Consider the following 21,181-nt stretch of genomic DNA (forward strand, 5'->3'; position numbering starts at 1 on the left):
GCAATGTACAATAAAATGTCTAAGATTGGATTTATATCACTCGGTTGTCCAAAAAACCTTGTCGACTCAGAGCGCATCCTGACGGAACTGCGCACCGAGGGTTATGAGGTGGTACCACGCTATGACGATGCTGAAATCGTTATTGTTAACACCTGCGGATTTATCGACAGCGCCGTCCAGGAATCTCTGGAAGCGATCGGTGAAGCCCTGAACGAAAACGGTAAGGTCATCGTGACCGGCTGTCTGGGCGCCAAAGTCGATCAAATTCGTGAGGTGCATCCGAAGGTGCTGGAGATTACGGGTCCACACAGCTATGAACAGGTGCTGTCGCATGTGCATCGCTACGTGCCTAAGCCGCAGCACAACCCGTTCCTGAGCCTGGTGCCGGAACAGGGCGTGAAGCTGACGCCGCGCCATTACGCCTACCTGAAGATTTCTGAAGGCTGTAACCATCGCTGCACCTTCTGCATTATTCCTTCGATGCGTGGCGATCTCGACAGCCGTGCCATTGGTGAAGTACTGGATGAAGCGAAACGTCTGGTTGAAGCTGGAGTGAAAGAGTTACTGGTGATTTCACAGGATACCTCGGCCTATGGCGTGGACGTGAAGCACCGGACGGGCTTCTGGAACGGTGCGCCGGTAAAAACCAGCATGGTCAGCCTGTGTGAGCAGTTAGCCAAACTCGGCGTCTGGGTCCGCCTGCATTACGTCTATCCGTATCCCCACGTTGATGACGTTATTCCGCTGATGGCTGAAGGCAAAATTCTGCCGTATCTCGATATTCCGTTACAGCATGCCAGCCCACGCATTCTTAAACTGATGAAACGTCCTGGCGCAGTAGAACGGACGCTGGAGCGCATTAAGCGCTGGCGTGAAATCTGCCCTGAGTTAACCCTGCGCTCAACCTTTATCGTTGGCTTCCCCGGTGAAACCGAAGAAGACTTCCAGATGCTGCTGGACTTCATTAAAGAAGCCCGTCTGGATCGCGTAGGCTGTTTCCAGTACAGCCCGGTCGAAGGCGCGACGGCGAACCAGTTGCCCGATCCGGTTGATGAAGCTGTTAAGCAAGAGCGTTACGACCGCTTTATGCAGTTGCAGCAGCAGATCTCTGCTGAACGCCTGCAGGAAAAAGTGGGACGCGAGATTATGGTCATCATTGATGAGGTCGATGAAGAAGGTGCGATTGGTCGTAGCATGGCTGATGCGCCGGAAATCGACGGTGCCGTTTACCTGAACGGCGAGAGCAACGTTAAGCCGGGTGATGTCCTGCGCGTGAAGGTGGAACACGCAGACGAATACGATTTGTGGGCCAGCCGCGCTTAACCGTACTTCTGCTGGTGCGCTTTTTTGCGTGCCAGGTAGTCATCATCAGCACGTAGCTTGTCCCAGTATGCTTTGAAAATGGCCGCCGCAGCGGCCTTTTCTTCGTCCCTGCCCCAGGGCAATTCCTTCCCCTGGGCATCGTATTTCCGTCCGCCCTTGTGGTTGCTGTAGCGACGCGCGCGGGTATAACCCATCTGGATAAATTTGCGTGCCATGTCCATGCCGACAAAATCATCCTGCTGACGATAGGCTTCGAACAGCGCCATGATTTCTTCTGCCGAAGCTTTGGCAACCTCAACGGTACGAAAACGCCAGTGCGGTAAGATCTCGCCCTTATAAGGCTGGACCATGAGCACGCCCTGCTCTCCGCGCCCCACCTGGTAACGCTCAGGCTGCTTGCGAAAATCGATGGTGCTGAAGTCCTGGTCATAATCAAAAGGTTTCATGCCTTAAGTTTAGGATCAAGTGCGTCACGTAGCCCGTCGCCAAGTAAATTAAAGGCTAAAACCGTAAAAAAAATGGCCAGCGCCGGAAAAATCGCCACATGCGGCGCAATGACCATATCGGCCCGCGCTTCGTTGAGCATGGCACCCCACTCCGGCGTGGGCGGTTGCGCGCCCAGTCCCAAAAATGACAGGCTTGCCGCCGTGATAATCGAGGTACCGATGCGCATAGTGAAGTACACCACAATGGACGATACCGTCCCTGGCAACAGGTGGCGCAGGATAATCGTCCAGTCGGATGCCCCGATGCTGCGTGCAGACTCGATATAGGTTTGATGTTTCAGCACCAGCGTATTGCCGCGCACCAGACGGGCAAACGCCGGAATACTGAAGATCGCCACGGCGATAATCACGTTGCTGATACCGGTGCCCATAATGGCCACCACGGCAATGGCGAGCAGAATACCGGGAAAGGCAAACAGGACGTCACAAACGCGCATGGTTATCCTGTCCCACCAGCCTTCGTAGTAGCCCGCCAGCAGGCCCGCCAGGGTGCCGATAAACGCGCCTATTGCCACGGAGACAAAACCGGCAATCAGCGAAATTCGGGTGCCCACGAGTACGCGGCTGAAAATATCGCGGCCCAGTGAGTCCACGCCAAACCAGTGCATCAGGGACGGCCCGTCATTCAGGCGGTCATAGTCAAAATAATTTTCAGCGTCGAACGGCGCAATGGCCGGGGCCGTAAATGCCAACACAATCAGCACCAGCACGAAGAGACCGGCCAGTAACGCCACGGGCTGATGGCGAAAGCGCCGCCAGAACTCGCGCCACGGTGTTCTCACCCGGTTGCCGTTTAACAGCGGCATACTTTTTAATGCCGCTTCCCGTCGCCAGTTTTTCATCAGGTGTCCTTAAAGCGAATCGCCGGGTTAATGACGGCATATAACATATCGACAAACAGGTTAATCAGGATAAACTCCAGCGAAAACAGCAACACCTCCGCCTGAATGACCGGATAGTCACGCATCTGCACTGAATCCACCAGCAGACGCCCCAACCCCGGCCAGTTGAACACCACCTCCACCACAATCGACCCGCCCAGCAGGAAACCAAACTGCAGGCCCATCATGGTCACTACCGGAATCATGGCATTCCGTAATCCATGTTTAATCACCACGCCGGATTCACGCACGCCTTTCGCGCGCGCGGTGCGCATGTAATCTTCCTGCATCACCTCAACAAAAGAGGCCCGGGTAAAACGCGCCATGACGGCGGCGACGGCCGCCCCCAGGGTAACGGAAGGCAAAATGTAGTGCTGCCAGCTATCGGCTCCCACCGTGGGTAGCCAGCCCAGTTGGACAGAAAACACCTGCATCAGCAGCATGCCAAGGGCAAACGCCGGAAAGGAAATGCCCGAAACCGCCAGCGTCATGCCCAGGCGGTCCGGCCAGCGATTGCGCCACACCGCAGAAACAATGCCAATCGCCATTCCCAGGATCACCGCCCATACCATACTAACTAAGGTCAGCCATAAGGTTGGCATAAAGCGGGTGGCGATTTCCTGTGAAACCGGCCGCCTCGACACCAGCGACTGGCCAAAATCCCCCTGTAGGGCATTGACGACAAAGTGCCAGAACTGCAGTGGCAGCGGTTGATCCAGCCCCAACTCCTGGCGTACCAGCGCGACGACGGAGGCATCGGCTTCCTGGCCGGCAATCAGGCGTGCGGGATCCCCTGGCAGTAAGTGCACAAACATAAACACCAGCACCGCCACGATAAACAGCGTGGGAATCAGGCCCAGCAGTCGTTTCAGAAAATAGTTAAACATGTCAGATCCTACACAGCCGCCAGCCGTCGCGGCTGGCCTGCCCGCCCGCTTCAGCACACACGGCAAAAGCGGGCATTACACGGCCCGCTCAGGTTTGGCTGTGGGCCGTGCCCCCTCGCGTCAACCTGAACGGGTCCGCTGGGTTACTTCAGCTCGGCATCGTCAAAACTAAATGAGGTATCCGGCATCATATAAAAGCCACTCAGGTTTTTGCTGTGGGCTGAAACCAACTGCTCCACCACCAGTGGAATCCAGGGATGATCGTTCCAGATCGTATCCTGCGCATCTTTGTAGAGTTCGGCTTTTTGCTTGCTGTCGGTGGTTTTCAACGCATCGGCCAGATCCTTATCGACTTTCGGATTGCTGTAGAAGGCAGTATTAAAGATCGCTGGCGGCCAGGCGGTCGTGGCAAACAGCGGCGTTAATGCCCAGTCAGCTTCCCCGGTGGAAGCAGACCAGCCGGTATAAAACATGCGTACGCCGCTCTCTTTCTGACCTTTGCCTTCCACTTCCGCCGCGCGCTGTCCCGCATCCATGGCGGTAACCTTCACCTTAACGCCCACCTGTGCCAGCTGCTGCTGCACAAACTGCAGAACTTTCTGTGCCGTACTGTGGTTGTGAGAGGACCAGAGCGTGGTTTCAAACCCGTTCGGATAGCCGGCTTCTTTCAGCAACACTTTTGCTTTGGCAGGATCATAGGGAATGGGCGGATAGGTTTGAGCGTACTCAATCGATGGCGGCACAATACCCGTAGCCGGTGTGGCATAACCGGCAAACGCGACTTTGACCAGGGCCTGACGATTAATCGCGTATTCCAGCGCCTCACGCACCTTGGGATTATCGAAAGGCTTTTGTGTCACGTTCAGGCTGATATAGCGCTGCATGATCGAGGGCGAGACCACCACGTCAAGCTTGCTGTTTTTCTCCAGCAGTTTGGCCTGCTCGTAGGGCACCGGGAATGCAAAGTTCGCCTCGCCCGTTTGCAGCATGGCCGCACGGGTGTTGTTATCCACCACCGGACGCCACGTGATACTGTCGAGTTTTGGATAGCCCTTCTTCCAGTAGCCATCCCATTTTTTTACCTTAACAAAGTCGGTCTGGTTCCAGGTGACGAATTCAAACGGCCCGGTTCCCACCGGATGGAACCCAATCTCCTTACCATATTTTTTCAACGCAGCGGGCGAGATCATCGCGGCGGCCGGGTGCGCCAGAATATTGATAAAGGCCGAGAAAGGCTGTTTGAGCGTGATTTTTACCGTCACAGGATCGACGGCTTCCGTGCTGGCGATATATTTGAACAGGTTATAGCGTTTCAGATGATTATCGGGATTACTGGCACGGTCGAGGTTGGCCTTCACCGCCTCGGCATTAAAGTCGGTGCCATCCTGAAACTTCACGCCGGAGTGCAGTTTAATCGTATAGGTCAGACCATCCTCGCTCACCTGGTAGCTGTCGGCCAGCACGTTGATGCGCTTCATGTCTTTATCAAAGCCGAACAGCCCCTGATAGAACGACTTTGCGACCGCCTGCGACAGCGTATCGTTAGCGTCGTAGGGATCGAGGGTGGTGAAATTAGAGGCCACGGCAATGACTGCATCCTGTGCGGCCCAGGCGGGTAACGCCATTGCACTGCTGAGTACGCCCGCTGCCAGTAAGCCTTTTCGCATCGTTATCTGCATTGTCTTCTCCTTGTTATCCCTGTCTGATTTGTCGCCGTAGCGACGGCTTAGTTATTCAGGTCGCGCGCTGGCGTGACGTGCCACGAAATGGCCGGGCGCGACTTCCATCAGCGAAACCGTTTCGGGTTCATCGCCCAGTAAACGAATTGGGCTGGGGATCTCATCGACCAATAAACTGCGCTCGCGCTGCCGCTGCGACGGATCGGCAATCGGCACGGCGGCCATAAGCTTTTTAGTGTAAGGATGCTGCGGGCGTTCAAACACCGCCTGACGCGGCCCCATCTCGACGATTTGTCCAAGATACATCACCGCAACACGATGGCTGATGCGCTCAACGACCGCCATGTCATGGGAAATAAACAAAAATGCGATGCCAAACTCGCGCTGTAAATCCAGCATCAGGTTAATAATCTGTGCCTGAATAGACACATCCAGCGCCGAAACCGACTCATCGGCAATCACCACTTTCGGGTTCAGCGCCAGCGCCCGCGCAATGCAAATACGCTGCCGCTGGCCGCCGGAGAACTCATGGGGATAGCGCCTTGCATGCTCCGGCAATAACCCGACCTTTTCCAGCAACCACGCGACGCGCTGCTCTGCTTCATGGCGCGGCATCACCTTGTGGACCAGCAGTGGCTCCATAACAGAGAAGCCGACGGTCAGGCGAGGATCCAGCGACGCATAGGGATCCTGAAAAATAAACTGAATATCGCGCCGCAGATGGGCCAGGGCTGGACCGGAGAGATCGTTTATGCGCTGACCGTTAAAGGTGATACTGCCGCCCTGGCTGGCAACCAGCTTTAGCAGGGAGCGTCCGGTGGTGGATTTTCCGCATCCGGACTCCCCCACCAGCGCCAGCGTTTCACCTGCGTAGAGATCAAAACTGACATTCTCGACCGCGTGTACCCGACTTTTCACCCGGTTAAATAACCCTGAGCGGATATCAAACCGCGTGACCAGATTGCGTACCTGTAAAATCGGTGGCCGATCGTGGCGTACGGTATTCTGTGGTACTGCCGGTTCGTCGTCGCTGCCAATCAGCGGGAACCTGGCGGGCAGCGGCTGGCCCCGCATGGCACCCAGCGCCGGTACGGCAGCCAGAAGGGCGCGCGTGTAAGCCTGGCAGGGCGCACTGAACAGCTGAGCCGTTTCGGCATTTTCCACCACTTCGCCACGGTACATCACCTGTACCCGGTCAGCCATTTCAGCCACCACGCCCATATCGTGAGTGATAAAAATCACCCCCATCCGCATCTCTTTTTGCAGTTCGCGAATCAGTTGCAGAATCTGCGCCTGAATCGTCACGTCAAGCGCGGTGGTGGGTTCATCTGCAATCAGCAGCGCAGGTTGACATGACAGCGCCATGGCAATCATTACGCGCTGACGCATGCCGCCCGAGAGCTGGTGGGGAAAGCGGCGCAGGATCTTTTGCGCATCGGGAATACGTACCCTGTCGAGCATGCGACGCGCTTCTGCCAGCGCCCCGGCGTGGGATTGGCCCTGATGAAGACGAATGGATTCGGCAATCTGCTCGCCAACCGAGAACACCGGATTAAGCGACGTCATGGGTTCCTGGAAGATCATCGCCATATCGGCCCCACGTACCTGCCGCATCTGACCGCGCGGCATGCGCATCAGATCCCGTACCTCGCCGTTACGACCGCGCAACAGGATCTCGCCGCTGACGTCTCCGCCGGCCTGCTCAATCAGGCGCATCAACGCCAGCGAGGTCACTGACTTGCCCGAACCAGACTCGCCCACCAGGGCCAGGGTTTTACCCCGGTAGACGTCAAGGGAAAGATGGCGTACAGCCTGGGTGACTACGCCGTCGTTTTCAAAACGCACGTTGAGATCGCGTACGGCCAGCACCTGCTCGTCGGTCAATACTGTTGTGCCAGACAGGCTGTTGTGGAGGGCCTCACGATTAGCTTTCACGGTAAATTGCCACCTCTGCGGCCTCATCTGTGCGGGCATAAGCCCGGTACATGCCTTCGCTGTTGAAAGGCAGCGCGACGTTGCCCTCACGATCAACCGCAATCAGCCCGCCGCTGCCGCCTAACTCCAGCACGCTGTCGTGAATAACATTTACGCTGGCCTGTTGTAACGTGCGTCCACCGTAGCGCATCTGCGCCGCCACATCGTAAGCGGCCAGCGTGCGGATAAACACTTCTCCGGTGCCGGTACAGGACACCGCAACACTGTCGTTGCTGGCATAGCAACCCGCACCGGGTAAGGGCGAGTCGCCAATGCGGCCAACCTGTTTATTGGTCATCCCGCCGGTAGAGGTGGCGGCGGCGAGATTGCCATCGTTGTCCAGTGCAACCGCGCCCACCGTGCCGAACTTACGGTCCGGATCAAGGGGATCGCCGCCCTGAGCCGCACCATCATGGTCCAACAGCGCGGTATCGCTGCCGAGCGCGCGCTGCAGTTGCTCCCAACGTTCAGGCGTAGAAAAGAAATCAGGCTCAACCTGCTCAAGGCCTTGTGCCCGGGCAAACGCTTCAGCGCCCTCGCCCGCCAACAACACGTGCGGGCTGTTTTCCAACAGCGCGCGGGCCGCCAGCACCGGATTGCGTATACGGGATACGCCCGCCACTGCGCCGGCCTGTAACGTCCGGCCATCCATGATGCAGGCATCCAGTTCATGGGTGCCCTGCCGCGTAAACACCGCGCCTTTACCCGCATTGAATAACGGGCACTCCTCAAGCCTGCGCACCGCCTCAGTCACCGTATCCAGCGCAGAAGCCCCCTGAGCCAGCATGCTCTGCCCGTGCGTCACAATGTCGTAAAGCGCCTGTCGGTATGCCTGCTCTTTTTCTGCGCTCATGGCGGCGCGGGTAATTGCCCCCGCACCGCCATGAATGGCGATCGCTGCTTTAGCCATACTGCGTTACCCTGTGGTTGCATCAGAAGGAAAAACACTGATTTTGAATGGTTTTAACTCGGTTTGGACCATTTTTGAATATAGAAAGCCCGCTATAGGTTGTAAAGCGGAAACTGACAATGCGCTAATAACCTTTCGTTGTGCCTTATGCCGATGTGACTCTGAAGGGAAAAGTCACCATAATAGACAGCCCTTGCAACAGACAAGCTGAGAATAGAATGGAAAGCTTTACTGCCGGACTGATTTCCCTTGAGGACGCGCAACAAAAGATGCTGGCGTCGCTAACGCCCATCACAGACTCGCTTGAGCTGAGCCTGCCAGACGCGGCCGGGCGCATTACTGCCTGCGCGGTCACGTCACCGATCGATGTTCCCCCTTTCAACAACTCGGCGATGGATGGTTACGCCGTCAGGCTGGCTGATATTGAGAGTAACCAGCCTCTGCCGGTTGCGGGTAAAGCCTTTGCCGGGGCCCCGTTTAGCGGTGAATGGCCGGCGGGTAGCGTGATCAGAATAATGACGGGCGCCCCTGTACCTGCCGGTTGTGACGCGGTCGTTATGCAGGAGGAAACCCGTCTGCAGGATGAGAAGGTGATTATCACCGCCCCGGTCAACGCCGGACAAAATATCCGGCTGACGGGTGACGATATTCGGGCCGGCCATCAGGTGCTGGCGGCGGGCGTGCGTCTGGGTGCTGCCGAACTGCCCTTACTGGCCTCGCTGGGGATCGCGACCGTGCGGGTGCTGCGTAAACTGCGCGTCGCGATTTTTTCCACCGGCGACGAACTTCAGCCTGTGGGCCAGCCGTTAGCGGCGGGGCAAATCTATGACACCAACCGTTTTGCGATTTCGCTGATGCTGCACAAGCTGGGATGCGAGGTTATCGATCTGGGCATTATCAAAGACGATCCTGCTGCACTGCGTGCGGCCTTTACCGAAGCCGATCGCCAGGCTGATGTGGTCATCAGTACCGGCGGCGTTTCGGTGGGCGAAGCCGATTTCACCAAAACGATGCTGGAAGAACTCGGCGTGATTCGCTTCTGGAAGCTGGCGATGAAACCCGGTAAACCTTTTGCTTTTGGTCGTCTGGCGAACAGCTGGTTCTGCGGCTTACCCGGAAATCCGGTTTCTGCCGTAGTGACCTTCTATCAACTGGTGCAGCCGCTGCTGTCCACCCTGACGGGACAAACGGCTGCCGCGCTGCCGCCCCGCCAGCGCGTACGCACGGCAACCGCGTTGAAAAAATCGCCTGGCCGGCTGGATTTCCAGCGTGGCGTTCTGCGGCAAAACAGCCAGGGTGAACCAGAGGTTGTCAGCACCGGCGCGCAGGGCTCCCATGTCTACAGCTCTTTTTCTCAGGCCAACTGCTTTATTGTGCTGGAACGCGATCGCGGCCCTGTTGAAGCAGGTGAATGGGTGGATGTCGAACCCTTTAATACGCTGCTGGAGGGGTAAATGCTGCCCGAACTGAGCCACGAAGAGATGCTGCGCTACAACCGACAGATTGTATTGCGTGGTTTTGACTTTGACGGTCAGGAACGATTAAAAGCCAGTCATGTGCTGATTGTCGGGCTGGGCGGTTTAGGCTGTGCGGCCTCGCCCTATCTGGCGGCAGCGGGCGTGGGCAATCTTACGCTAGTGGACTTTGATACGGTCTCACTTTCTAATCTGCAGCGACAGATTTTGCATTACGATGCCGATATTGGCCGCGCCAAGGTGGAATCCGCCCGGGAAACGCTGGCCGCCATTAATCCTCACTGCCAGTTACAGGCTGTGCAGGGTCAACTGGACGATGAGGCGCTCAACGCCCTGATTGCCCGGCAGCAGGTGGTGGTGGACTGCACGGACAATGTGGCGGTGCGCGAGCAAATTAACCGGTTATGCTACCAGTTGAAAGTGCCGCTGGTCTCAGGCGCGGCGATTCGTATGGAAGGCCAGCTCAGCGTGTTTGACTGGCAACCCGATACGCCCTGTTATCGCTGCATCAGCAGGCTATTTGGCGCCCAGGTTCTGAGCTGTGTGGAGGCCGGCGTAATGGCACCGCTGGTGGGCGTCGTCGGCGCTATGCAGGCGATGGAAACCCTGAAGCTGCTGACGCACTTCGGCTCACCGGCGCGCTCGCGTTTGCTGATGTACGATGCGCTGAGCGCGGAGTTCCGTACCCTGAAGGTCGCGCAGGATCCCCATTGTGAAGTCTGCGGTCATCATGATTGAGCCGTTAATTGGTAGGGTTCATGCGTAAAGCGGAGGGGGCTGCAGGTCAGGTAAAGAAAGGACTTTAAGCCGGATCGTCGCAGGCAATCCACCCTGACGCACAGACCCAAACGATAACGGGGTAGCCATCGCTACCCCGTTCTTGTTAGACGATGCCCTGGCTGCGCAGGTAATCTTCGTAATTACCGGTGAAGTCCACAATGCGATCGGCTTTGATTTCCATCACTCGCGTCGCCAGTGAACTGACGAACTCACGGTCATGAGATACAAAAATCAGCGTACCTTCATACATTTCCAGCGCCATGTTTAATGACTCAATGGATTCCATATCAAGGTGGTTTGTCGGCTCATCCATAATCAGGATGTTGGGCTTTTCCATCATCAGCTTGCCAAACAGCATCCGACCTTTTTCCCCACCCGACAGCACCTTAGCCGGTTTTTTAATATCGTCCTGTGAAAACAGGAGGCGGCCAAGAATCCCACGCACGGCCTGTTCATCATCGCCCTGCTGTTTCCACTGGCTCATCCAGTCGAATACCGTCAGGTCGTTAGCAAAATCGTCTGCATGATCCTGGGCATAATAACCAATCTTCGCGTTTTCAGACCATTTAACGCTGCCGCTTTCCGGCGTCAGTTCACCGACAAGCGTTTTTAACAGCGTGGATTTACCAATACCGTTAGCGCCGAGGATCGCCAGCTTTTCGCCCACTTCCAGCAACAGATTTAAATTTTTAAACAGCGGACCGTTATCAAACCCTTTCGTCAACGCTTCGACTTCCAGCGCATTACGGAACAGTTTCTTATCCTGTTCGAATCGAATATATGGGTTCTGACGACTGGAGGCTTTTACCTCTTCCAGCTTTATTTTGTCCATTTGTTTCGCACGCGAGGTCGCCTGACGTGATTTAGAGGCATTAGCACTAAAACGGCTGACAAAGGATTGCAGATCGGCAATTTGTGCTTTTTTCTTGGCGTTATCCGATAACAGTCGCTCACGCGCCTGGGTGGCAGCGGTCATATATTCATCATAATTACCAGAATAAACACGCAGTTCGCCGTAGTCCAAATCAGCCATGTGGGTACAGACCATATTGAGGAAGTGACGGTCGTGCGAAATGATAATCATGGTGCTGTCGCGTTCGTTGAGGACCTGCTCCAGCCAGCGAATAGTATCGATATCCAGGTTGTTAGTCGGTTCGTCCAGCAGCAAAATATCCGGGTTGGAAAACAATGCCTGAGCCAGGAGAACACGTAATTTAAAACCCGGGGCAATTTCGCTCATTGGGCCATAATGCTGCTCTACCGGAATACCGACGCCCAGTAATAATTCACCGGCGCGCGGTTCAGCGCTGTAGCCATCCATTTCACCATACAGCACTTCAAGGTCGGCGACTTTGTAGCCTTCCTCTTCTGTCATTTCAGGTAAGGAATAAATACGGTCACGTTCCTGCTTCACTTCCCATAATTCATGGTGCCCCATGATGACCGTATCTAACACGCTATATTCTTCGAAGGCGAACTGATCCTGACGTAATTTACCAATACGTTCATTAGGATCGTAAGAGACATTGCCGCCTGATGGCACCAAATCGCCACCCAAAATCTTCATGAAGGTGGATTTTCCGCTGCCGTTCGCACCGATTAAACCGTAACGATTACCGCCGCCAAATTTTACGGAGATATTTTCGAACAGTGGCTTGCTGCCAAACTGCATGGTGATATTGCTGCTAACTAACACGGCGTTGACCTTAGTGAAGAGAGTGGATGGAAAAACGGCGGCTATTATGCCAGATGTGACGTAGCGCACGCCAGTCTCCGGCAAGGATTGCCTGAGTGTCCCTTGAAAACGCGCAACTTTTAATTATCGTCCTGCACGGTTTCCTGCAGCTGGCGCGCAGGTCGCATCGGGTTGCCACGCATGCCACAGACGTTGCCGTCACGCACGACGAGATTAATTAACGTGTGGAGATCGTAAACAGGGAAACGGCACGCAGGGTTTTTTAAATAAAAAAAGCCGGGAACATAAATGCACCCGGCTACCGCTTACAAGGATTGTGTCGATTAATCGATCAGGAAACTGTCCAGGCTTTTACCTTCATCCAGCGCTTTTTTAATAGCTGCTGGGGTGCGACCCTGGCCGGTCCATGATTTTTTCTCGCCGTTTTCATCGGTGTAAGAATATTTAGCCGGACGCGGCGCACGCTTAGTGCGTTTTTTACCCTGCTCCAGGGCACCTAATAATTCATTAGGATCGATGCCGTCAGCCAGCAACATTTCGCGATATTTAGATAACTTCTCTTCTTTTTCACGATTCTGCTGCTCTTCAGCGTGAGCTTCTTCACGGCGTTCAGTCACAACGACGGTCAATTTCTCAAGAATCTCTTCCAGATCGCTCAGTGGCAGTTCACGAGCCTGGGCACGTAATGTGCGAATGTTGTTTAGAACTTTAAATGCGTCACTCATCACAATATCCTTGATTAAGGGGGTTTAATTAAACTGTAGCGACAAGACTACCTAATTCAAATAAAAAAATAAATTAATTTATTACTACAGATAATTCCGAGTGTTTTTTTAAATGGCCGTGAAGTATTCAGAATCCTTATGTGGAGAGATTATTAACCACGAATTAACACTAAACGCCTGCTATCCTTGCACAATGTAAACGATTTCATTGATTACGCACGCTGCATGAATCCACCCCAAAACTTTATAACGTTCCGGTCGATTATTTTATCGTCTTTAAAGAATTTGCATTAAATTCGCTGCCTTCCCGTCTGTTTTTCTCACCACGACCGCTCTGCCGCTCACAAAATTAACCTGCATATAACGGCAAAGTTATCCGGTTACTCGGGACAATATCGGGATGCTTTTTTATCATTCCGGCGTTTGTATCGCGCGTTCCTGCGTTTCTCTGACGTAAAAAAATACGCGCGCGTTTACAGACCCGGTGAGTGCTACTTCGGCGAGGACGTGATTCCTTCTCTTAACGTCGGGCGTAAAAGATAAATAGCGGAGCGTCGTTGGGCGGCGAGTTCGACAGAGTAACATGAGGCGTTTGATGATTTTTATTTGACGATAAAACGCATAAATAATAAATCATGGGTATCAGTAGAGCGGATTGTCAGGCCGCGCCCTTTTAACAGGGGGCACGGCCTGAACGCTTAGTTCACCTGCGTGGCGGGACCAAATACATCGTACTGCGGCAACTGCACGTTCTGGTAGGTCTCCCAGCCGCCCCCTAAGGCTTTATACAGGGCGACGAGATCCAGCCCGCTTTGCATGCGCGCCTGGGTCGCCTGTTCCCGGGCCTGCGCCAGCTGGCGCTGTGCATCCAGCACCTCAAGGAAAGTGGATAATCCCTGACGATAACTGTCACTGGCCAGATCGAAGGTACGCTGCAGCGCGCCAGTCGTCTCATCCAGTGCCGTTACCCGTTGCTGATCGGCACGGTAACTGACCAGGGCATTTTCCACATCCTGCAGGGCAGTCAGCACCGTCTGACGGTAGTTCAGTGCCGCGCTGGCCTGTTGCGCCCGCGCCAGCCTGACGCTGGAAACCAGCCTTCCTCCCTGGAAGATGGGAATAGATAACGACGGTCCCACGCTGTAGAAATGACTGCTCCAGTTATCAAGATAGCTGACGTCAGTGTTACGCACGCCCAACTGACCGGTCAGCGACAGGCTGGGGAACAGCTGCGCAACAGACACGCCAATCTCGGCGGTCTGTGCATGCAGTGTGGCTTCTGCCTGACGAATATCCGGACGACGTCGCGCCAGTGTGGAAGGAATGCCCACAGAAACAAACGCAGGCAGTGCAGACAGTGCTTTCGGCTCGCTTAACTCGGCATCCAGCGCGCCCGGCGTTTTGCCCAACAGCACGGCCAGCCCGTTCATCGCCTGGCGCGTTTGTGCCTGATACTGCGGCAACTGCGCCTGCAGACTGCTTAACTGCGCGCGGGCATTTTCGACATTAGTGACTGGCGCTAAGCCGTTGCGCTGTTGGCTTTCCGTCAGTTGCCAGGTCTGATCCGCCACCGCAATCTGTTGTTGTAACGTTTTTACCGTTGCCTGCGCGCCACGCAGCTGTAACCACGCGCGCACCACTTCGGCCTCAAGCGACACCAGCGCGTCGTTGCGCTGCTCAATCGCCGCCTGCTGTTGGGCATTCGCTGACTCGATCTGGCGGCGCACCTTGCCCCACAGATCCAGTTCCCAACTGGCATCGAAACTGCCCTGATACAGCGTGACGGGCTGTGTCAGGCCGTTCAGCTGGCTGGCGACATTACTGTCGAGCTGGTCGGCACCGTTGGCTTTCAGTAGCCCTTCCAGGCCAAGCTGCTGACGGGTAACTTTGGCTGAACCGTTAAGGCTGGGAAACAACCCGCCCTGCGCCTGTGATAACTGCTCGCGCGCCCCGGCAATGCGCAATACAGCCTGTTGTAATGAGAGGTTACCTTCGATGGCGCGCGCAATCAGGCTATCGAGCTGAGGATCCCCGAAATTGCGCCACCAGCGCGAATCCACCGCTGACGTTTGCGGCCTTGAGGTTTCCTGTGAATCCAGCGCGTGATAGCTGCCCGGGAGCTGGGGCTTTGGCGCCTGGTAGTCCGGGCCAACGCTGCAGCCCGTCAGGGCGAACAACAGCATCAGGTTGAGTGGATTCAGGCGATGCGTAGTCATAACTTTCATGTCAGTGTGCTCCTGCACTGCCTTCGCTCTTGACAGGCGACAGCAGCCAACAAAATGGAATCAAAATCAGGGCAACGATACTCAAGCCTGAAAAGACGTCGATATAAGCCAGAATGCGGGACTGGACAATCATCTCTTTGTAGAGCTGACCCGTTGCCAACGTAACGGGATCGCCCACCGCAGAAGTGAAGTCGCGAATCGCCTGTGCCCAGTGCTGAACGGTGATGTTGAACTGTTCGTTCAGCGGCGTCATGTTGTGCACCATATGGGCCGAACGCGCCTGCTCCCGTTCAGTAATCGCCGCAGTGGACAACGAGATACCAATCGAACCCGCTACGTTACGGAACATGGTGAACAGGGCTGAGGCGTCCGCATTCAGGCGCTGGGGAATCGTAATAAAGGCAATGGTAGTCAACGGCACGAACAGGAAGCCCAGGCCAATTGACTGCGCACTGCGCATCATGACCAGCGTAGTGAAATCGACATTAGGCGTTAAGGACGCTGAATAGAAGAAGGCCAGCGCCAGGCAGCTAAAACCAAAGGCAATAATGTAGCGGGTCTGCACCACCGGCATCAGTTTCAAGACCAGCGGAATGGTCAAGACAATCAACACCGCGCCGGGAGACAGCACCAGTCCCGACCAGGTCGCCGTGTAGCCGAGATCCTGCTGCGCCAGCTGGGGCAGAACCACCGAGCTGCCGTAAAGTATCATCGCCATGCCGGCCATTAATAAACCGGCGACCCAGAAATTGCGATCTTTCATGACCAGAATGTCAACGACCGGTTTACGGGCATACATCAGCCAGTAAATGGCCCCCACGATCCCGACCAGCGCCAGCACGGCAAACAGGACGATAAAGTGCGAGGCGAACCAGTCTTCATCCTCGCCACGATCCAGCATGACCTGCAAACATCCCAGGCCGAGCGTAATCAGGCTGATGCCGATATAGTCGATCTTGAGTTTGCCCTTGGCCCATTTACGCTCCCACGGCGGATCTTCCAGCAAGGGTAAAATGGCCATGATGGTCAGCACGCCGACCGGGATATTAATAAAGAATACCCAGCGCCAGCTGTAATTATCGGTGATCCAGCCACCCAGCGTCGGGCCAATAACCGGCGCAACGATAATCGCGATGGAAGAAAGGCCAAACGCTTTGCCCCGATCTTCGGGTTTGAAGTAGTCGAGCAGCACCGACTGTTGTACCGGCTGCAGCCCGCCGCCAAAAAAGCCCTGCAGGACGCGAAACAGAATAATTTGCCAGAGTTCCGTGGCAATACCGCACAGGAAGGAGCAGATGGTAAACATCACAATGCAGATTAAAAAAAACTGTTTGCGGCCAAACAGACGGCTGAAAAAGGCAGAGATGGGCAGCACGATACCGTTCGCTACCAGATACGACGTCAATACCCAGGTTGATTCATCGTAACTGGAAGAGAGTGAACCCGCAATGTGCGGCAGGGCCACGTTAACGATGGTGGTATCCAGGATTTCCATAAATACCGCCAGCGTGACCGTAATGGCCACTAGCCAGGGGTTACTGGCGGGTTTCCAGCTCTGCGATTCGCTCATTCCACGGTTACCTTGGGTTCAACCGATAATCCCAGTGGCAGCGGTCGGTTTGGATCCAGCCCTTTATCAATCACGATTTTCACCGGAACACGCTGGACAATTTTCACGTAGTTACCCGTGGCATTCTCAGACGGGAAGGTGGAGAAACGCGATCCTGTGCCCATCTGAATACTGTCGACATGCCCTTCCAGCTTCATGTCTGGCCAGGCGTCTACGCTGATTGCCACTTTGTCACCGGAATTCATTCGCTCAAGCTGAGACTCTTTAAAGTTTGCGGTGATCCAGATGTCCGGAGAAACCAGCGAGAACAGAGCACTTCCCGCCTGGACCAGCGTGCCCATCTGGACATTGCGCTTCGTGACAAAGCCATCGTAAGGCGCACGAACCTGAGTGTAAGAGAGATTCAGCTCAGCCACGTTGAGCTGCGCTTTGGCCTGCTCAACCTGCTCCTGACGCGCTTCAACATTGGTTTCCTGCTGACGAATTTGCAGGGCAACCTGCGAGGCCACTTCCACCTGAGCTTTGGCACTTTGCAGCTGTGCCTGCGCAGAACGGAGCTGTGCAGATGCCGAGTCGATGTTTCGCTGGCTGGTGGCGCGCGGATCGACGCCACGCTGGCGCCGGTAGTCCGCCTGGGCGTTCATGTAGTTGGCTTCGGCTTTCGCCTGGTCGGCCAGCGCCTGATCGCGCTGGGCCGGATACTGAACACGAGAGAGCGCTAACTGCGCCTGCGCCTGATGCAGCTGTGCCGTGGCCAGACCCAACTGGGCTTTAGCCTGAGCACGCTGGGCCTCATTGTCACTCGGATCGATTTCAACCAGCAGATCGCCCTTCCTGACGCGTTGGTTATCGTTAACCAGCAGTTTAACAACATAGCCGGACGCTTTTGCGGCGATGGTGACCGCATTGCCTTCGGTAAAGGCGTCGTCAGTGGTTTCTTCGTTACGGGTCGTAAACCAGAAGAAAAAGGCCACGATTAGCATGACCACCACGACAACGGCCAGGATGATTAACGGTTTTTTGCCGGGGCGTTTGCGCGGCTTTTCGTCGTCATGATCCTGATTGTCATGTGGCTGGCTGTTTTTATCTGGCGCGTTTTCTGCGTCTTCCTGATGTGAATCGCGGTTGTTGTTCTCGCTCATAGTGTCCGTCGCTGGCTAAGGCCCTCTGTCCTGGGCGTAGAAAGTCCACTAAACATTAGATCGAAAACTGACAAAATCCAGTACAACTTTACGTAACTTGAGAAAGGCAGCACATCCTGCACCGCGGCAGGATGTGTCTGAGTCAGGCGACCAGTTTCAGCAACAGCCAACCCGTGAGCATTGACCAGGCGAGTAAGGGCACGGAGAAGAGATGAAAACGCCACCAGATGGCGCGATCTTTGGCCATTCGTAGCGCAATAAGGTTAGCGAGCGAACCGGGAAGCAAACCAAAGCCACCAATATTGACCGCCCAGGCAAGCACTTCTGTCGGCTGCACTTTTTGCAGTAGCAGGATGGTGGCCGGCACATTACTGATGACCTGGGACAGACCGATGGCCAGCAGATAAAGCTCGCCTTTGCCCAGATGCGTAATGGCATCGAAATGCGCCTGAACGACCGGTAAACGCGTCAGCAAGAAGACATCCAGGAACATCACGATGAAGACCACCAGCAGGCTCCAGTCGATATTGAGCAAGACCTGACGAGCCATAATCAGGAAACACACCATAATCAGCAACAGGGCCCAACCGGTCACATGCCATTCCAGCGCGGCAATAAAAAGCAGATACAGCACGACACTGACGGCAAAAAGGGGTTTCTGCCAGCTGTGCTCTTCGCTGGTCTCGTGCTTGTCAATCGTGCGTTTGGCAAAGCTGAACCAGGTCACCACCATCAGGCTCAGCAGCAGCCAGGCGGCCAGCGGCGTCATTTGCAAGATAAAACCGCCCACGCTCAAAGAGCCGTGGCTCCACAGCAAAATATTTTGTGGATTGCCCACCGGGGTGAGTAGCGAACCGGCATTGACCGCCAGCGCTTCAAAGATAATCAGGCGCGAGATAGGTAAATGCGAAAATTTGCGTAACGTCAGCGTCAGCGGCACCAAAATAAACAGCGCCACATCGTTGGTTAAGAAGGTCGACAGCAGCGCCGCCGCCAGCACCATAAAGAGTGCCAGCGTGCGTTCGTGTTTGAAGCGCGCAATTAACCTGGCCCCGAGAACATCAAAATACCCGCTGGTTTCTAACCCTTTTGTGAGAATAAGTAATCCACTCAGGGTAATGATGGTATGCCAGTCCACCGCGGCGGGAAGATCCGGCCAGCGATAGTCAGCAAGAAACAGCAGAACAACCCCAACAACGACTAACAAGTGCAATATATGGTCATGCAAAAATGAGCGAAGCACGATGGGCATGATGTCCGGCGCCTTACCTGAGGGTTAATTGTTTTCGTAAAATTTCTGGAATACAGCCAGGGTTTCATCACTCACGTGATGTTCAATGCCTTCTGAATCGCGCCGTGCCGTCTCCGGACTGATGCCAAGCGCTAACAGAAAGGTTTCAACAATATGATGGCGGGCGCGGCTCTCTTCAGCCAGCTTTTCGCCTTCACGTGTCAAAAAGACACCACGATAAGGGACCTGCTCTACCAGCCCGGCGGTACCTAATCGCTTTAACATTTTTGCGACGGTGGGTTGCGAAACCCCCAGGCGCGCCGCCATATCGACCTGACGTGCTTCACCAAATTCACCAATTAAATCAGAGATTAGCTCAACATAATCATCAATCAGCTCACGGCGATGCGCCTCGCGCACCTGCCGAAACCCTTCGACATGCTCTTCAATATCTTTTAGTGGTCCTTGCGGGGCAGAAACCACGCTTTTGGCACGACGACTCATTCAGCTTCCTCTTTATTTTTTTCCACACCAGCCCTGCCGTATGGATTTAGCTGCGCTCATTGTAAACCAGGCGCAAATAAGCTCAAATTTTTCGTCGTTAGCCTTGGCTAAACGATATAGCCAATGCTATATTTGTTGATAATGTAAACAGAGTGGTGCATTAAAGCACGATTAGGCCAGTCTGCTTACCGTTGCGTTAAATTAATTGGGAGGTGATGTTATGAGCACCCTGAAAAGCTGCATCGACTGCGGCAAATGCTTTCAGGCAGAAAAATCTACATCAGGTATGAAATCCTGGTGGTGCCTGCTGACGCGTTCTCCTTTTACGCTGCGCCTGATGTTGATCAACAAACTCCTGGGTCACGAACCTGAAGAACGCCACTGCCAGAAACTGATCTGGCGCGGCTAATCGTTGATACCGCCTTCTGGCTGCAAGCCTGAAGGTGCCATCTTTCGGCTGCTCGCCCTTCTTTTTCGCTGTCTGGCTGTGCCATCAACGCACGATTTGCCTTTTGCTGTCGCCCGTTTGCACACCTCCAGCGCTTCTCGCTTTTGCATCACCCTGTCTGTGGCAATCCCACGTTTATTTTGCCACCCACGACCACGTGGCTGTCTCCGGCATCGCCTGGCGAATCGCTTTTCTCATTGTGCAGCCGTCGTTTTCAGCACGAGCAAGCCGGTAAGCTCAGAGGGAGACAGACTGCGGTGCCGCATCCGGTAGGGAGTCAGGGTACTTGAAGATATCGGGAAGACGTGAAGGCCAGGCTGACGCTCTCTGGCGGGCTGTTTTTTTGTCACCAATAAAAACGGCCCTTAACAGGGCCGTTTTTTTAAACTCGACTAAGATCACTTAGAAGCTGTAACCTACGCCAGCAATCCAGGTGCCAACGTCAACGCTACGGATGCGGCTCTGCTCATAGCCCACGTCCAGTGCAACGTTTTCCATTGGGTTGAACTGCATACCTGCGCCGTAAGAGAAACCGTAATCGCTGGTATCAGTTTTGCCGCGTGAAGCAGTGTCGTTCTGCTGGTATTTACCGTAGCCAACACCGACTACACCATAGATGCTTGCCCAGTCATTCAGACGGAATGCTGGACCACCGGTGATGCCGTAGTACTGGCCTTTATTGTAAATGCCATCTTCGGTACGATCTTTCTCGGTGTAGGTGAATGAGCCGATCCAACCCAGTGGGTTAGAACCGTCTTCATAACGATATTTCAGGTTGAAGCCGTTTGCTTTGTTAGCAACGCCCTGGTAGTCGCTCTGTGCGTAGCCACCGGTTACAGTGCTTTGTGCCATGGCGGAACCTGTCGCTACTGCTAACACACAGGCTAATGCTGAAAGACATGCAATTTTTTTCATAACCACCTCAAATGTGAAAGTACTTCTCTCCTGACAACGCTAAAAATATAACAAAAATTAGCGAGAAACTCTGCCCGCATTTTGTTGTCTAACACATAGTTTGGTGTAACAGGAAGTTAATGAAGTTTCGTATGTCATTATTTTTTCTTATAAAATACGTCATATGATTGCAACAAACCTGCTTAATAAATTTTCATGCTTTAAGTTAATTCCTAAAAAATCCTGACATTAATTTACTTTTGCAGCCGCAAATGTGCCTAAAATCCAGGCAAACAGACAAAATTAAAATCGGTTTACGTCCTCTTTTTGA

19 protein-coding genes are annotated in these 21,181 nt (G+C 54.4%); 5 read left to right on the forward strand and 14 right to left on the reverse strand.

Features of this window, described 5'->3' with window-relative positions; genetic code table 11:
• The first annotated feature begins 15 nt into the window (after positions 1-15).
• Positions 16-1,323: a 30S ribosomal protein S12 methylthiotransferase RimO gene (rimO, locus tag PAGR_RS14580; protein WP_233266592.1), complete on the forward strand. Its 1,308-nt coding sequence runs from the start codon at positions 16-18 to the stop codon at positions 1,321-1,323.
• On the opposite strand, the gene PAGR_RS14585 is transcribed toward rimO, so the two are convergent.
• From PAGR_RS14585 to PAGR_RS14610, 6 genes are all read right to left on the reverse strand, one after another.
• On the reverse strand, positions 1,320-1,769 hold the full coding sequence (locus PAGR_RS14585) for a DUF4385 domain-containing protein (RefSeq protein WP_014593286.1): 450 nt from the start codon (positions 1,767-1,769) through the stop codon (positions 1,320-1,322). The genes rimO and PAGR_RS14585 overlap by 4 nt on opposite strands.
• Positions 1,766-2,671, reverse strand: a complete 906-nt coding sequence (gene gsiD / locus PAGR_RS14590) for a glutathione ABC transporter permease GsiD (RefSeq protein WP_014606228.1) — start codon at positions 2,669-2,671, stop codon at positions 1,766-1,768. The genes PAGR_RS14585 and gsiD overlap by 4 nt, the downstream gene beginning before the upstream one ends.
• Positions 2,671-3,597 carry a glutathione ABC transporter permease GsiC gene (gsiC, locus tag PAGR_RS14595; protein WP_014606229.1) on the reverse strand — a complete coding sequence of 309 codons (927 nt, stop codon included), beginning with the start codon at positions 3,595-3,597 and terminating at the stop codon, positions 2,671-2,673. Before gsiC ends, gsiD begins: the two co-directional genes overlap by 1 nt.
• Positions 3,598-3,740: 143 nt before the next feature.
• Positions 3,741-5,276 carry a glutathione ABC transporter substrate-binding protein GsiB gene (gene gsiB, locus PAGR_RS14600; protein ID WP_014606230.1) on the reverse strand — a complete coding sequence of 512 codons (1,536 nt, stop codon included), beginning with the start codon at positions 5,274-5,276 and terminating at the stop codon, positions 3,741-3,743.
• A 51-nt stretch (positions 5,277-5,327) separates the two neighbouring features.
• A complete protein-coding gene (locus tag PAGR_RS14605; RefSeq protein ID WP_014606231.1) occupies positions 5,328-7,250 on the reverse strand; it encodes a dipeptide ABC transporter ATP-binding protein in 1,923 nt (640 codons plus the stop codon).
• The gene (locus PAGR_RS14610; protein ID WP_013025183.1) at positions 7,201-8,160 is read right to left on the reverse strand and encodes an isoaspartyl peptidase/L-asparaginase family protein; all 960 of its coding nucleotides are present in this window, start codon (positions 8,158-8,160) and stop codon (positions 7,201-7,203) included. Before PAGR_RS14610 ends, PAGR_RS14605 begins: the two co-directional genes overlap by 50 nt.
• Before the next feature lie 218 nt (positions 8,161-8,378).
• Here PAGR_RS14610 and moeA point away from each other — a divergent pair, with 218 nt between their 5' ends.
• A complete protein-coding gene (gene moeA / locus PAGR_RS14615) occupies positions 8,379-9,614 on the forward strand; it encodes a molybdopterin molybdotransferase MoeA (protein WP_014606232.1) in 1,236 nt (411 codons plus the stop codon).
• A complete protein-coding gene (moeB, locus tag PAGR_RS14620; protein ID WP_013025181.1) occupies positions 9,615-10,373 on the forward strand; it encodes a molybdopterin-synthase adenylyltransferase MoeB in 759 nt (252 codons plus the stop codon).
• Between the two features lie 145 nt (positions 10,374-10,518).
• Here moeB and PAGR_RS14625 read toward each other — a convergent pair whose 3' ends face one another.
• Positions 10,519-12,111: an ABC-F family ATPase gene (locus PAGR_RS14625; RefSeq protein WP_014606233.1), complete on the reverse strand. Its 1,593-nt coding sequence runs from the start codon at positions 12,109-12,111 to the stop codon at positions 10,519-10,521.
• Positions 12,112-12,206: 95 nt separating this feature from the next.
• On the opposite strand from PAGR_RS14625, the gene PAGR_RS24265 reads away from it, so the two are divergent.
• Positions 12,207-12,332, forward strand: a complete 126-nt coding sequence (locus PAGR_RS24265) for a hypothetical protein (RefSeq protein WP_015700682.1) — start codon at positions 12,207-12,209, stop codon at positions 12,330-12,332.
• 102 nt (positions 12,333-12,434) lie between these two features.
• On the opposite strand, the gene PAGR_RS14630 is transcribed toward PAGR_RS24265, so the two are convergent.
• The 6 genes from PAGR_RS14630 to mntR form a co-directional block, all read right to left on the reverse strand.
• The gene (locus PAGR_RS14630; RefSeq protein WP_014606234.1) at positions 12,435-12,836 is read right to left on the reverse strand and encodes an H-NS family histone-like protein; all 402 of its coding nucleotides are present in this window, start codon (positions 12,834-12,836) and stop codon (positions 12,435-12,437) included.
• Between the two features lie 698 nt (positions 12,837-13,534).
• Positions 13,535-15,061, reverse strand: a complete 1,527-nt coding sequence (locus PAGR_RS14635) for an efflux transporter outer membrane subunit (RefSeq protein ID WP_014606235.1) — start codon at positions 15,059-15,061, stop codon at positions 13,535-13,537.
• Between the two features lies 1 nt (position 15,062).
• Complete coding sequence (locus PAGR_RS14640; protein WP_014606236.1) at positions 15,063-16,631, reverse strand: DHA2 family efflux MFS transporter permease subunit; 1,569 nt, start codon at positions 16,629-16,631, stop codon at positions 15,063-15,065.
• A complete protein-coding gene (locus PAGR_RS14645) occupies positions 16,628-17,773 on the reverse strand; it encodes an HlyD family secretion protein (RefSeq protein ID WP_014606237.1) in 1,146 nt (381 codons plus the stop codon). The genes PAGR_RS14640 and PAGR_RS14645 overlap by 4 nt, the downstream gene beginning before the upstream one ends.
• Positions 17,774-17,915: 142 nt before the next feature.
• A complete protein-coding gene (locus tag PAGR_RS14650) occupies positions 17,916-19,025 on the reverse strand; it encodes an SLC13 family permease (protein WP_014593277.1) in 1,110 nt (369 codons plus the stop codon).
• Positions 19,026-19,049: 24 nt separating this feature from the next.
• Positions 19,050-19,508 carry a manganese-binding transcriptional regulator MntR gene (gene mntR / locus PAGR_RS14655; protein WP_013025174.1) on the reverse strand — a complete coding sequence of 153 codons (459 nt, stop codon included), beginning with the start codon at positions 19,506-19,508 and terminating at the stop codon, positions 19,050-19,052.
• A 220-nt stretch (positions 19,509-19,728) separates the two neighbouring features.
• On the opposite strand from mntR, the gene PAGR_RS14660 reads away from it, so the two are divergent.
• A complete protein-coding gene (locus PAGR_RS14660) occupies positions 19,729-19,917 on the forward strand; it encodes a hypothetical protein (protein WP_014606238.1) in 189 nt (62 codons plus the stop codon).
• A 441-nt stretch (positions 19,918-20,358) separates the two neighbouring features.
• Here the strand turns inward: PAGR_RS14660 and ompX are convergent, their stop codons facing one another.
• A complete protein-coding gene (ompX, locus tag PAGR_RS14665) occupies positions 20,359-20,871 on the reverse strand; it encodes an outer membrane protein OmpX (protein WP_014606239.1) in 513 nt (170 codons plus the stop codon).
• Between the last annotated feature and the right edge of the window lie 310 nt (positions 20,872-21,181).

It is taken from the genome of Pantoea ananatis PA13 (assembly GCF_000233595.1).
In the GTDB taxonomy this organism is placed as follows: domain Bacteria; phylum Pseudomonadota; class Gammaproteobacteria; order Enterobacterales; family Enterobacteriaceae; genus Pantoea; species Pantoea ananatis.